The 12,918-nt window shown below is 66.1% G+C and carries 15 protein-coding genes; 3 read left to right on the forward strand and 12 right to left on the reverse strand.

All coding sequences use genetic code 11. The features are described from left to right. Positions 1–26 precede the first annotated feature (26 nt). From J2X19_RS05620 to J2X19_RS05630, 3 genes are read right to left on the reverse strand one after another with little or no spacing between them, the layout of a single operon-like run. Positions 27–809: an alpha/beta fold hydrolase gene (locus J2X19_RS05620; protein WP_310371389.1), complete on the reverse strand. Its 783-nt coding sequence runs from the start codon at positions 807–809 to the stop codon at positions 27–29. A 14-nt stretch (positions 810–823) separates the two neighbouring features. After that, positions 824–1,135, reverse strand: coding sequence for a YciI family protein (locus J2X19_RS05625; protein WP_310371391.1), 312 nt, complete (start codon positions 1,133–1,135; stop codon positions 824–826). 23 nt (positions 1,136–1,158) lie between these two features. After that, entirely contained in the window at positions 1,159–1,785 is a 627-nt protein-coding gene (locus tag J2X19_RS05630) for an FMN-dependent NADH-azoreductase (RefSeq protein ID WP_310371393.1), read from the reverse strand. Positions 1,786–1,882: 97 nt separating this feature from the next. On the opposite strand from J2X19_RS05630, the gene J2X19_RS05635 reads away from it, so the two are divergent. Further along, positions 1,883–2,770 (forward strand): LysR substrate-binding domain-containing protein, encoded by an 888-nt coding sequence (locus tag J2X19_RS05635; protein ID WP_116604401.1) that lies wholly within the window; start codon positions 1,883–1,885, stop codon positions 2,768–2,770. A 51-nt stretch (positions 2,771–2,821) separates the two neighbouring features. Here J2X19_RS05635 and J2X19_RS05640 read toward each other — a convergent pair whose 3' ends face one another. Next, positions 2,822–3,727, reverse strand: coding sequence for an AEC family transporter (locus tag J2X19_RS05640; RefSeq protein ID WP_310371395.1), 906 nt, complete (start codon positions 3,725–3,727; stop codon positions 2,822–2,824). Positions 3,728–3,846: 119 nt separating this feature from the next. On the opposite strand from J2X19_RS05640, the gene J2X19_RS05645 reads away from it, so the two are divergent. Both J2X19_RS05645 and xerD read left to right on the forward strand, forming a co-directional pair. Then, on the forward strand, positions 3,847–4,809 hold the full coding sequence (locus tag J2X19_RS05645; protein WP_092758631.1) for a tripartite tricarboxylate transporter substrate binding protein BugE: 963 nt from the start codon (positions 3,847–3,849) through the stop codon (positions 4,807–4,809). Next, a complete protein-coding gene (gene xerD, locus J2X19_RS05650; protein WP_310371397.1) occupies positions 4,806–5,702 on the forward strand; it encodes a site-specific tyrosine recombinase XerD in 897 nt (298 codons plus the stop codon). The genes J2X19_RS05645 and xerD overlap by 4 nt, the downstream gene beginning before the upstream one ends. Here the strand turns inward: xerD and J2X19_RS05655 are convergent. The 8 genes from J2X19_RS05655 to J2X19_RS05690 are packed head-to-tail and all read right to left on the reverse strand — an operon-like array spanning position 5,699 to position 12,912. Further along, positions 5,699–6,550 (reverse strand): Pnap_2097 family protein, encoded by an 852-nt coding sequence (locus J2X19_RS05655; protein WP_310371399.1) that lies wholly within the window; start codon positions 6,548–6,550, stop codon positions 5,699–5,701. The genes xerD and J2X19_RS05655 overlap by 4 nt on opposite strands. Further along, a complete protein-coding gene (locus tag J2X19_RS05660) occupies positions 6,547–7,836 on the reverse strand; it encodes an MSMEG_0569 family flavin-dependent oxidoreductase (protein ID WP_310371401.1) in 1,290 nt (429 codons plus the stop codon). The genes J2X19_RS05655 and J2X19_RS05660 overlap by 4 nt, the downstream gene beginning before the upstream one ends. A 15-nt stretch (positions 7,837–7,851) precedes the next feature. Continuing rightward, positions 7,852–8,136 (reverse strand): MSMEG_0570 family nitrogen starvation response protein, encoded by a 285-nt coding sequence (locus J2X19_RS05665; RefSeq protein ID WP_310371403.1) that lies wholly within the window; start codon positions 8,134–8,136, stop codon positions 7,852–7,854. Further along, positions 8,127–9,290, reverse strand: coding sequence for an MSMEG_0565 family glycosyltransferase (locus tag J2X19_RS05670; protein ID WP_310371406.1), 1,164 nt, complete (start codon positions 9,288–9,290; stop codon positions 8,127–8,129). Before J2X19_RS05670 ends, J2X19_RS05665 begins: the two co-directional genes overlap by 10 nt. Then, positions 9,287–10,276, reverse strand: a complete 990-nt coding sequence (locus J2X19_RS05675; protein WP_310371408.1) for a sll0787 family AIR synthase-like protein — start codon at positions 10,274–10,276, stop codon at positions 9,287–9,289. The genes J2X19_RS05670 and J2X19_RS05675 overlap by 4 nt, the downstream gene beginning before the upstream one ends. Then, positions 10,273–10,830 carry an MSMEG_0567/Sll0786 family nitrogen starvation N-acetyltransferase gene (locus J2X19_RS05680; protein ID WP_310371410.1) on the reverse strand — a complete coding sequence of 186 codons (558 nt, stop codon included), beginning with the start codon at positions 10,828–10,830 and terminating at the stop codon, positions 10,273–10,275. The genes J2X19_RS05675 and J2X19_RS05680 overlap by 4 nt, the downstream gene beginning before the upstream one ends. 11 nt (positions 10,831–10,841) lie before the next feature. Further along, complete coding sequence (locus tag J2X19_RS05685) at positions 10,842–11,912, reverse strand: MSMEG_0568 family radical SAM protein (RefSeq protein WP_310372640.1); 1,071 nt, start codon at positions 11,910–11,912, stop codon at positions 10,842–10,844. Between the two features lie 4 nt (positions 11,913–11,916). Further along, positions 11,917–12,912 carry a Nit6803 family nitrilase gene (locus J2X19_RS05690; protein WP_310371412.1) on the reverse strand — a complete coding sequence of 332 codons (996 nt, stop codon included), beginning with the start codon at positions 12,910–12,912 and terminating at the stop codon, positions 11,917–11,919. Positions 12,913–12,918 lie beyond the last annotated feature (6 nt).

The raw sequence follows: 12,918 nt of genomic DNA on the forward strand, positions 1-12,918 counted from the left end.
AATAAGCTCCAACCCAGGCCTGGTGCTTATGGACCGACCGACCGTGCCGCACGCTCTATCAGTGCCACCACCGCATCCGGATGGCTGACCAGCGACATATGGCTGGACTTGATGCTGACGGTGGTTGCGCCTATAGCCTGGGCCAGCGCCTGCTGGACCCGGGGCGGCAGGGCCTTGTCGTTTTCGGTCAGCAGGTACCAGCTGGGTTTGCTGCGCCATGCCGCCGTGTTCACCTTGTCGCCAAATGCGCGGGCGGCCATGGGCTGCTGGGTCGCTGCGAGCAGCGCAGCCTGGGGTGCGGGCACATCGCCCGCCATGACCTGCCGGTAGGCCACGGGGTCGTCCAGCCAGAGCAGGCCGTCTTTGTCCGGCGTGAAGCCTTCCATGGGCGCGGCCAGACGGGTCAGCAAGTCGGCGGTGGATTCGCCTGAGTCCGGCACCAGTGCGGACAGGTACACCAGGCCCTGCACGTTGTCGGCGTTGCCGGCTTCGGTCACCACTGTGCCCGCCCAGGAATGGCCGACCAGGATCACACCGCCTTTTTGCCGATCCAGCACCCGCCGCGTGGCTGCAACGTCGTCGGCAAGAGAAGTCAGCGGGTTTTGTACCGCCGTCACGTGGTAGCCCTTGCGCTGCAGCAGCTTGATCACCGGCGACCAGCTGGAGCCATCGGCGAAGGCGCCATGCACGAGCACGATGTTGCGTACCGTGGCCTGGGGCGTGGCCGCGTGGGTTGGCGCTACCGCGAAACTGGCCGCCAAGGCCAGGGTGCAACTTAACCAGCGCCACGCAGGGGATGTGTTGAACATTGAGGTCTCCTGTTTCATTGAATGGCTTTGGCGCCGGGTGCCCAGTCGGACGGGAATGCTTCGGCCCGCATGGCCGCGTCAAAGCCGCGCACCTGGTGTTCTACCAGGCTGTGCACCGCGAAGGAGTCCAGTGCGAGCATGCGGTCGAGTGCGTCTCGGCTGTTGCTGCGTGCCAGCACAAAGCCGCCGGTACGGTCTTCCAGCGGACCCGCGACGAGTATCTGGCCGCCGCGCGTGTACGTGACCAACCAGTCGCGGTGGGTGTCGAGGTGGGCTTGCACCTCTGCTAGGGGGCGGACGTAGGTCAGCGTGACGAGGTAGAGCATGTAATTTCCCTTAGGCTAGGTGATCAGATGGTGGTGGCGTGGCGTACGACTTCGGCCACCGCGGCATGGGCGGCCTGCATCGACAGCTGTTTGGCATCGGCGCCTCTCGACAGGTTCTCGGCGCGCACGAAGCGAATGTCGGTAATGCCGATGAAGCCGAAGATGGCTTTCAGGTAGTCTTCCTGGAAGTCCATGGCCGTTGCCGGTCCCGAGGTATACGCACCGCCGCGGGTGGATGCGACGATCACCCGCTTGCCTGTGGCCAGGCCGATCGGGCCGGTGGCGGTGTACTGGAAGGTACGCCCGGGTTGCACCACGCGGTCTATCCAGGCCTTCAGCTGACTCGCAACCGAGAAGTTGTACATGGGTGAGCCGATGACGATGGTATCGCTGGCCAGCAGCTCGGCCACCAGTGCTGCCGAGCGGGCGTGCTCTCGCGCCACGCTGGCGCTGGAGTCGTCGCTGTGGATCGGCCTGAAGCCGGCAGCGATGGGGCCGTCCAGATGCGGAATTGCTTCTTCCACGAGATCGCGGTAGCTAACCTGGGCGCCTGGGTGTTCGCTGCGGATGTAGCTGACGATGGCGGCAGTCAGTGTGCGGGATGCGGATGCGTCTGTGAGGATGCTGGAGTCGAGGTGCAGGATTTGCATGGTGATGTTAGGTAGGGAGAGGCCTTGAGGATCGGCGAACGCGCGGTGTCTGTCCAAGACGGAATGTGCGACAGTTGAGACCTGAAAGGACTCAACCATGCTCGACCTGCGCCAGCTCCGGTACTTCATTGCGGTGGCCGAGACCGAAAACGTCGGCCAGGCCGCAGAGCTGCTGCACATTTCGCAGTCGCCGTTGAGCCGCCAGATCCAGCAGCTCGAAGACCAGCTTGGCGTGCTGCTCTTCGAGCGCAGCAAGAAGCGGCTGCGCCTGACGCAGGAGGGGCGCGACTTGCTGGGCGAGGCGCGTGCCCTGATGGCGAATGCCTTGCGGGTCGAGGCATTCGGTCGCCGCCTGGGCTCCGGTACGGCGGGGCGGCTGGCTATCGGCTACGTCGAAGCCGCGATACACGCCAACATCCTGAGCCCGGCGTTGCGACGGTTCCGGCGCGCCAGCCCGGCGGTGGCGCTATCGCTGCAGGCACTGGGCACCATGGGGCAGTTCGAGCGTCTGCGCCAGCGCACCCTGGATCTGGGTTTTACCTATCGGGCGCCCGAGCCGACGTCCGGCCTGAGTAGCGCCGTGGTGATTGACGAGCCGCTGCTGCTGGCCATGCCCAAGGACGACCCGTTGTGCAAATTGAAAAACATCCAACCGGCGCAACTCGACCAGCGTCCATGGATATCCGTCGCCCTTCAGCCGGTCGATACGATACGCCCCGCCTTGCTGGCGGGCTGCCAGCGGGCTGGCTTCACGCCCGACATCGTTTATGAAACCTCGGACCCGCTGTCCTCGCTGCACCTGGTCAGCGCGGGCCTCGGGCTGGCTGTGGTGCAGGCCAGCCTGGGGAAGGCCAACGCGCCACCCGATGTGGTTTTTCGCGAACTGCCGTGGCTGGACCTGCGGGTCAGCGTGCACCTGGTCTGGCGTGCGGACGAACAGCGGCCGCTGGTGGCCCAGTTTCACAAAGCGGTTTTGGATATTTAGGCCGCCAGTGCAGAGAATACCTGCGCTAGCAGCTATTTATTTAATAGCAAATCAGCGCGCCAGACCCAGTGCAAATGGCAGGCTGGCAATCGCCAGCAGGGTCGACATGCTGACCAGGCTGGCGGTCAGCGCACCGTTGTAGCCCATCTTGGCCGCCAGCACATAGCAGCTGGAGGCGGTGGGCAGGGCCGAAAACGCCAGCAGCACGACCGTGTGCAGTGGCGACAAACCCATCAGCCAGGACAGGCCCAGGGCGATCAGCGGCAGGATGAAATGCCGAATCGCCAGCACGCTGATGGCCAGTACCTTGGCCCGCGCCAGGGGGCCAAACTGCATGCCCGCGCCCGCTGCCATCAGGCCCAGCGCAATCGAGGCCGCGCCGATGCGGCTGGTGGTGGGCTCCAGCCACTGCGGAATCGCAAAGCCCAGCAGGTTCGCCGCCAGGCCGGAGGCGGTGGCCAGGATCAGCGGATTGCGCAGCAGCGCGCCGGCAAAGCCGCTTTGCGCATGCCGGGCCATCGGCCACACCGCCGCCACATTGAACAGCGGCACGCAGACCCCGATCAGCACCGCCACCAACTGCGGGCCCTGGGGGCCGGCCAGCCGCTCAGCCAGGGCCAGGGCGATGAAGGAATTGAAGCGGAAGGCAATCTGCGCATTCGCCGCGTGCTCCCGCCGGTTGATGCGGTGGCCGATCCAGGGCAGATAGGGCAGGGCGTAGGACAGGCCGATCGACAGCATGCCCATGGCCAGGCCCGCCACGATCAGGCTGGAGGCGGCTTGCAGGTCCAGCGGGGTGCGCACAATCGACTGGAACAGCAGCACCGGGAACAGAAAATAATAGGTCAGGCTTTCCACCTGCTCCCACACCGTGCGGTTCAGGGCGGTATAGCGGCAGACCAGGTAGCCGCACAGGATGAGAGAGAAGTCGGGGAAGAGTAGTTGGGCGTAATTCACCGGCTGAGAATACCAGCGCAGCGGTGCCGTTTGCGGGTAGACCCCTATGTAATCCCCACACCCGCAGTGCCCCCGGTTTTGGTTACGATGGGCCTTCCGAACTTTCCAAGGCGCACACCATGTTTCGTCGCTCACTTCTCGCTACTGCCTTGCTCGCCGCCGCAGGCTCGGCCCTGGCGCAAGGCTATCCCAACAAAGTTGTCAAGCTGCAGGTGCCATTTGCGCCTGGGGGCACCACCGACATCATTGCCCGCACCATTGCCGACGCGCTGGGCCGGGCCATCGGCCAGCCGGTGATTGTGGAAAACAAGGCCGGTGGCGGCGGCATCATCGGCGCCAACGAAACCGCCAAGGCTGCGCCCGACGGCTATTCGCTGGGCATTGCCACGGTGTCCACGGTGGCGGCGAATCCGGCCATCAACCCCAAGACGCCGTACAACCCGCTGACCGACTTCACCCCCATCATCAACATCGCGGCCACGCCCAACATCATTGCGGTGACGCCCAGCTTCCCGGCCAAGGACTACAAGGGCTTCATCGCCGAGCTGAAGAAGTCGCCGGGCAAGTATTCGTTTGCCTCGTCGGGCACCGGCACCATCCAGCATCTGCAGATGGAGCTGTTCAAGAGCAAGACCGGCACCTTCATGACGCACATCCCCTACCGGGGCGCCGGCCCTGCGCTCAACGACACCGTGGCCGGCCAGGTGGCGATGATGCTGGACAACCTGCCTTCGGCCTTGCCCTTCATCCAGGCCAACCGCCTGGTGCCCATCGTGGTGGCGGCGCCGCAGCGTCTGGCAATCTTGCCGAATGTGCCGACCTTCAAGGAAATCGGCCTGGAGCCGGTGAACCGCCTGGCCTTCTACGGCATCTACGGCCCCAAGGGGCTGCCGCGCGAAGTGGTCGACAAGATCAACGCCGGCGTGCGCAAGGCGCTGGAAGACCCGGCCGTGCGCAAGCGGATTGAAGACACCGGCTCCATCATCGTGGCCAATACGCCCGAGCAGTTTGCGGCCGAGATCCAGGCCGAGTACGCGGTGTACAAGAAAGTGGTGACCGACTCGAAGTTGACGCTGGATTGAGCACCGAACGCATAGACGCCTTTATCGACGCCCTGTGGCTGGAGCAAGGCCTGTCCAAGAACACCTTGGCGGCCTACCGGCGGGACCTGGCGCTGCTGGCCGCCTGGCTGCAGCCCCAGCCGCGCGCGCTGGACGACACCCGCGAGCAAGACCTGCAGGCCTATTTCGCGGCCCGCCATGCGCAGACCAAGGCCACTTCGGCGAACCGGCGCTTGACGGTGTTCAAACGCTATTTCCGCTGGGCGTTGCGCGAGCGGCAGATTCTGGTCGACCCCACGCTCAAACTACAACCCGCCCGCCAGGCGCCGCGCGCCATCAAGACCCTGACCGAGGCGCAGGTCGAAGCCCTGCTGGCCGCGCCCGATGTGGCTACGCCGCTGGGCCTGCGCGACCGCGCCATGCTGGAGCTGATGTATGCCAGCGGCCTGCGCGTGAGCGAGCTGGTGCTGTTGAAGACCTTCCAGCTGAGCCTGAATGACGGCGTGCTGCGGGTGCTGGGCAAGGGCAGCAAGGAGCGGCTGGTGCCATTCGGCCAGGTGGCCGGCATCTGGCTGGAGCGCTACATGGAAGAAGCCCGACCGGAGATTCTGGACGGCAAACAGGCCGACGACCTGTTCATCACCTCGCGCGGCAACAAGGCCGGGCGCGCGATGTCGCGGGTGATGTTCTGGATGCTGGTGCGCAAATACGCGCTGGCGGCCGACATCCACGTGGCCTTGTCGCCGCACACCTTGCGCCATGCGTTCGCCACCCATTTGCTGAACCACGGCGCCGATCTGCGCGCGGTGCAGATGCTGCTGGGCCATGCGGATATATCCACCACCACCATCTACACCCACGTGGCGCGCGAGCGCCTGCACGCGCTGCACGCCAAGCACCATCCGCGGGGTTAGGCAGCCAGCGCCAGCTTCTGTTGCACAGGCTGTTTGCGGGTGAAGACCTCCGCAATCCGCATGCCGTCGGAGCCACGCCGCAGTACGCTGCGGTGGGCCAGCAGCCCTTCGGGCTTGGCATCGGTCTGCAACTGGGTGTGCACGGCGTCACCAATATCCAGATTGCCGTAGAACACCAGTTCGCGTTCGCGCAGCTGGGCTGGGTGGGTGCTGCGTAGACCTGCCCATTCGGCACGGTCCACCATGGACTGGAAGCTGCTGAAGTACAGCAGGTCCGCGCCATTGAAATCGTTGTACGGGCAGGGCGTGTAGACGCTGGTATGCGCGTCTGCCATTGCGGGCGCGTGGGCAGCGGCCCGGCGCGCGCGTCCGCGCTGCACAAAGGCCTCGGCTGCCGCGGCCAGCCCAGGCTGGGGAGTGGCATGCGGTGCGGCCATCACGGCGCGCACGATGCTGCGGTTGCTGCCCGCCTGCGCACGGCGCACAAACACCGACAGCATCGCCACCCGCGCGATGCACTGGCCGTGCAGCTCCACCACATGCTGGCTGTAATGCTGGGTGCGGCCGGTAGGCTGGCATAGTGTGGAAATGCTGAACGTGTCGTTTTCTTCCACCCGTTCCAGTTGCGCCTGCTGGATGCGCACCAGGCTGAAAGCCGCGTAGACCTTGTGGCCTTGCGCGTCGCGGAACTCCGGCTGCGCAAGGCCCTGGCTGTGGGCAATGGCCAGCCAGTGCCGGTGCCCGCATTCCTTCAGTAGCCAGTTTTCCGACAGGCCGCTGCAGCACAGCTGCGGCATGCCAGCGGTGTAGCGCCCGACCAGCGGCGTGGGCAGCAGGTGCGTGCTCACGACAGCAGCAGTTCTGACTCTTCCGCGCAGTCCACCGCGCCGGCACGGGCCGCGATCTGCTCGGCCAGGTACTGCGCGTCACGCGCCACGCCGGAAAAGCGGCCCGAGCCCCAGGTATGCAGCCAGGGCAGGCCCAGGAAGTACAGGCCGGCCTGCTGGGTTACGCCGCGCACATGCACCGGCTCGCCACGGCCGTTGAATACAGGGGCGTCGACCCAGGCGAAGTCGGGCGAGAAGCCTATGCACCAGACCACGCTGCTGATGCCAGATGCGGCCAGGTCCAGGCTGCTGCGCTCGGCTGCCGGTTGCCACACCGGGGTGTAGGCACCACCGGGCGGCGCGTCGATGCCGTGGGCCGCGATGTATTTGTCGATGCTGGCGTTGATGCCGTTGTAGATGCCGTCGGCGTGGTCCAGATTGGCTTGCAGGTTGGGCTGGAAGCGCAGTTCGTTGCCCTGCAAGTCGGTCAGCAGGCCGTACAGCTCCATGCCTTCCAGCGCGAAGCGGCGCAGGTCGATGTCGCGCCCGCCGTCGCGGCCGGTCACGTAGTGGTTGGTGTTGTCGCGCACACCTTCGCGCAGCGGGTGTTGCGTCACGGGCATGTTGTAGTAGTCCATGTCGGCCAGCCAGTCGACCACGTCTTTGCCGCGGTAAAAGCGGGCACAGCGCGGCGCGTCGCCGGTGGCCACAAAGACCTTGCGGCCAGCCAGGTGCAGGTCTTCGGCGATCTGCGAACCCGATTGACCACAGCCCACCACCAGCACCGCGCCCTCGGGCAGCGACTGCGGATTGCGGTACTCGGCCGAATGCATCTGCGTGACGTGGGCCGGCAGGCGCTCGGCCAGGCGCGGCACGATGGGCTTGTGGTAGCCGCCGGAGGCCACCACCACCTGGTCGGCGGTGAAGGTGCCCTGGCTGGTCTGGATGCTGAAGGGCTTGTTGTCGCTGCTACGCGCTACCTTGTGCACCACCACGCCTTCCAGCGCTGGCGCATCCACATGGACCACAAAGCCTTCGAGCCAGGCGTTGATTTCTTCCTTGACCATGAAGCCGTGCGGATCGTCGCCAGCGTAGCTCCAGCCGGGCAGGTTGCATTGCCAGTTGGGCGTCACCAGGCAGAACGAGTCCCAGCGCTGGCTGCGCCAGCTGTGCACGAGCTGGTTCTTCTCCAGCACCAGGTGGTCTATGCCGCGCTGCTGCAGGTAGTAGCTCAGCGACAGGCCGGCCTGGCCGCCGCCGACGATGGCGACGCTGTAGTGGGTGGTGTGGGGGTCAATATGGGCCATGGTGGTTTCTCGTATTTAGCTGAAAGCGGTGACCAACACTTGCGCGTCGGCCTGGGGCTGAAACGGGGCGGCCAGATGTTCGATTTCGGCCAGTTGGTCCATCGCCTGCGAACAGGCAAAGCCGTACTTGGCGCGCACCCGTTCCGAGGCGATGTTCAGCGCCTCACGGCTGCGCTGCAGAAAGTCGTTCAGCGGGTAGCTGTGGCCGACCTGCAAATAGTCCTGCACCACCAGCGAGGGGGAGTAGCAGCGGGTTTGCGTTTGATCGGGCCAAACGATGTGGAAGTGCATTACAGGCATAGGCTGGGTGCTCTCATTTTTGAATAAATATCGGCATGCAGTGCGGCGCTGCGCGGCCAGCTGAACTGGGCGGCGAGCCGGGCCGCGGACGCGGCGATGCGCTGCCGGTCGGCATGCGCCAGCGCCTGCTGGATGGCATCGGCAATCGAGCCGGCATCCAGCGGGTCGGCCCAGCTGCAGTCATCGGTCCGTAGGTATTCGGTAAACGGTGCGATGTGGGATACCACCACCGGCACACCGCTGCACAGGGCCTCCAGCACCACCAGGCCGAAGCCTTCGCTGAGCGAGGGCATGGCAACCACGTCGGCCAGGCGGAACAGGCCGGGCATGTCGGCATCGGCCAGTGGGCCGGTCAGCAGCACGTCGTGGCTGCAGCCGCTGGCTTGCAGCAGGGCCTGGAATGTGCGGGCATACGCGCTGTGGTCGAGCAGGCTGGCGCCGCCGGCGATCACCAGTTGCAGATCGGGCATTTGCGCGCGCAGCTGGATGAAGGCCTGCAGCACGCGCACGGTGTTCTTGCGTTCCTCCACGCCACCGACGCAGAGCAGTACCCGTCCGATACTACGGATGCCTAAGCGGTGCGCCAGGGCGGCGTCTGCAGCTTGCGGAGTCGGGCCGTAGCGCGTGGCATCCACGCCGTTCGGTACTTCGATGGCGGCAATGCCGTGCTCCTGCCGCAGCGCATCGCGCCACAGCCGGCTGACGCACAGCACCTGCTGGGCTTGGTGTACGGAGCGGTGCTGCCAGGCCATCAGCTGGGGCTGGGCAAAGTTGTCCATGTGGTGCACGGTGCGCACGAAGCCGTTGACCAGGCCGCGCTCTTGCAGGGTGGCCAATGCGTTGCCGCCTATGCCGTCATGGCAGTGCAGCACATCGAAATGCGCACGCTGCAGCAGCGGCGTCAGATGGTCTATATACGCCGCGATGCGGCTGTTGACCATGGCGACCATGTCGCTCGGTGTGCTGGGTGGTGTGGGGGCTATGGGCACCAGCTCGGACGCGCAGCGCAGCGGGCGGAAGAATTGCTGGCCCGGTGTGGCCGGTGCCATCACCGTCACATCGTGGCCGGCGTCACACAGCGCGTGTGCCAGCTCGATGGTGTGCACTACGCCGCCGCGCGGGTTCACCGAATGGGTGAGCAGGCCTATCCTCATGCTGCGACTCCTGCAGCCTCGCAAATGAATGCGTCCTCGGTAAAGTCCCACAGCAGGGCCTGGCTGTCGCCTTGGCGCAGATGCACCTGACGGCGGGCCGTGACTTCGCCGACCACGCTGCAGGCGATGTCGCGCACCGCAAAACGCGCCATGACTTCGCCCAGGTGCTCGGGTCGCGCGCTGAGCACAAAGCCGTAGCTGGGGAAGGAGCTGAGCCAGCGCTGCAGTGGCACACCCTCGGGGCGCGGGATCGCACCCACGTCGATGACAGCGCCGACCTGCGAGCACTCCAGCAGCATCATCGCCGTGCCGACGGCGCCGGCCATGCTGATGTCCTTGGCCGCATCGCACAGGCCGTCTTCCGCGAAGCGTGGCAGCAGTTCCAAATCGCCGCGCAGCCGGGCCGCGGGTGCGCGGGTCGATGCGTTCCAGTAGGGGAAGGGCTCCTCATAGGCGCCACGCAGATCTACCGCCATCACCAGCCTGTCGCCAGGGCGGGCGTTGAAGCTGGTCAGCAAGGCCTTGGCGTGGCCGAGGATGGCGACGGCCAGCTGCGGCCGCTCGCTGCGGTTGTTGCTGTGGCCGCCGACGATGGGCACGCCGTAGGCCTGCGAGGCCTGCGCCATGCCCTGCAGTATCTCGGTGGCCGGGGGCATGCCATGGCTCCACAGCGCATTCACCACGGCGGTGGGCCGGCCGCCCATGGCGTAGATGTCGCTCACATTCACCATCAGGCTGCAGTAGCCGGCGAACCAGGGCATGCGGGCGATGAAGTCTTCCACCAGGCCTTCGATGGCGAACAACAGATAGCCGCCCTGGCCGTCGGGGATGGCCGCGCAATCGTCGCCCAGCGGCACGGCCTGGGCCAGCGCTGCGCTGCCGCCGGGCAGGGCCGCGCCCAGCGCGCTGACGATGTCGCTGATGTCGCGCTTGTGGGCAAAGCCGCGGCTGTCGCGCAGGAAGTTGCAGAGCTGCTCGGCACTCATAGCGAGCTCCGCGCACGGGTCACAAAGCCGCTGACCGGATCGAAGCAAGGCGGATAGGCCGCCAGGTCGGCCTGCATTTCGCAATGCGGCCGGCCATGGATGCTGAGCTCGGCCAGTTGCTGCCATTTGAGACGGCGGAACAGCGGCGCGTTCTGCGCCTGCACATGGGCTAAAAAGGTGTGGCATCCCAGCGCATGGGCGCGGCTGACCGCCAGGCGTATCAGGGTCGCGCCCAGGTTGCCCTGGCTGCGAAAGGATGGATGGACGGCCAACCGCGAGCCCCACCACAGGCCGGGCGATTTCTCATGGATGCGTACCGTGCCCACCACCTGGTCCGGCATGCCGCCGCGGCAGGACATGGCTACCAGCAGCTGCGCATGCTCGTCGATGGCATCCCGGTCGTCGCCGCTGAAGATGCCTTGCTCGATGCAGAACACCGCCCGGCGCAGCGCATGGGCTTCGCGCCGCTCCCAGTCCTGGCAGGCGGCGCGTACCCGGAACTCGACCGGGGCCCAAGCGGGCGGGGTTTCCAGCACGTTGTCGATGCAGAGCATGGTGCTTCCTTTCAGGTTTCGTAGACCGACAGCGATGAGCACGCGCCGCACTTGCCGCAGCCGGCCTTGATGTCGCTGGAGCGCAGATTCGCCGCCGCCACGCTGCGGCCCAGGGGTTGCAAAATCGATTGCATGAACTCGGGCGAGGGCGCGGCGTGGTCTTCTAGCGGCGTACCGCTGATCGGCACGAAGGGCACGACGAACGGATAGACACCGAGTGCCAGCAACTGGTCGCAGATCTGCAGAATCGCCTCGCGCGTATCGCCCAGGCCGGCCAGGATGTAGGTGCTGACCTGGCCGCGGCCAAACACGCGCACGGAGGCTTCGAACGCTTCCATGTAGCGGCTGATCGGCACCTGGGCCTTGCCGGGCATGATCTTTTCGCGCAGCTCCGGCGTCACCACTTCCAGATGCATGCCCAAGGTGTCTATGCCCGAGGCCAGCATACGGTCGAACCACACATCTTTGTCCGGCGGCTCGCACTGGCCCTGGATGGGGATGTTGACGGCGGCCTTGATGGCGAACGCACTGTCACACAGCACTTGCGCACCCCGGTCGGTGGCGTTGGGTGTGCCGGTGGTCATCACCATGTGTTGGATGCCGTCCAGCAGCACGGCGGCGCGGGCCACTTCTGCCAGCTGCTGCGGCGTCTTGTGGGCGATGGTGCGGCCTGCCGCCAGCGACTGGCCGATTGCGCAGAACTTGCAGGTCTTCTTGCGGCTCTCGTAGCGGATGCAGGTCTGCAGCACCGTGGTGGCCAGCACGTCCGCGCCGTGCAGCGTGGCGATGTGCGAGTAGGGCACGCCGTCCAGGGTCTGCATTGCGTAAAAGCGCGGCTGCCTGGGGAAGCTGATACTCGCAATCGGGATGCTGCCGCGCGTCACCACGCTGCGGCCCTGGGCATCTGGCGCCAGCGCGGTGAAGGGTGAGTTCCAGGCGGTGGAGGTATGCACCGGCACCATGATGGTGTGGCCGTCCACCGTCACCGCCTTGTGGTCGCTGGGGCCGGCGCCGCCCTTGCGGCTGGCGACACCGGCGCTGGGGTCCACCAGCCGCAGCCCGAAGGACTGCAGCTCGGTCATCAACTCACGATTCATGGGCTGGAGGCTGGGGTTCATACAGGCTTTCAGAAGTGGAAGGGGTGGCCGCCATACGCTGCATGGGCGTGGCGGGGCGGTCGTTCAGCACCAGGCCCAGCAGCTCGGGCCGGGCGTAGTGGCCGACCGAATCCATCATGCGTTTGCGCTTGGTGATCAGCGCCATGTCCAGGTCGGCAATCACCATGCCTTCGCCCTCGGTCAGCGGTGGCGCCAGGTGCTTGCCTTCGGGCGAAATAATGGCGGTGTGGCAGCCGCCGCGCAGCGCTTTCTGCAGGCCCGCGTCGGGGGTGATGGACTGGATTTGCGCGTCCGTCAGCCAACCCGTGGCGTTGATGACAAAACAGCCGGACTCGAGTGCGTGGTGGCGGATGGTGACTTCCATTTGTTCGGCAAAGATCGGCCCGACCAGCGAGCCGGGGAACTGCGCGCAGTGGATCTCTTCATGCTGCGCCATCAGGCTGTAGCGGGCCAGCGGGTTGTAGTGTTCCCAGCAGGCCAGCGCGCCGACGCGGCCGACGGCGGTGTCCACCACCTTCAGCCCGGCGCCATCGCCCATGCCCCAGACCATGCGCTCGTGGTAGGTGGGGGTGATCTTGCGCCGTTTGAGTGCCAGGCTGCCGTCGGCGTCAAAGATCAGCTGGGTGTTGTACAGGCTCCCAAAGTCGCGCTCGTTCACGCCCAGCACCACCACGATGCCGTGGGCCCGCGCCCGCTCGGCCACGGCTGCCGTCACCGGGCCGGGCACCACCACCGCCTGCTCGTACAGCTTGAGGTGGGGGGCACCCTGCAGCACCGGCGGCAGCACGAAGGAGAAGTAGGGGTAGTAGGGCATGAAGGTCTCTGGGAAGACCATGATCTGCACGCCCTTGGCAGCGGCTTCGTCGATAGCCCCGCACACACGCTCCAGCGTGCCCTCGGGGCGCTCGAGGTCCGGCGCGATCTGCACCGCTGCGGCACGGACGGTACGTGGTGTGGAAGCCATCGTCGT

This window comes from Rhodoferax ferrireducens (genome assembly GCF_031458075.1).
GTDB lineage: Bacteria > Pseudomonadota > Gammaproteobacteria > Burkholderiales > Burkholderiaceae_C > Rhodoferax_B > Rhodoferax_B ferrireducens_A.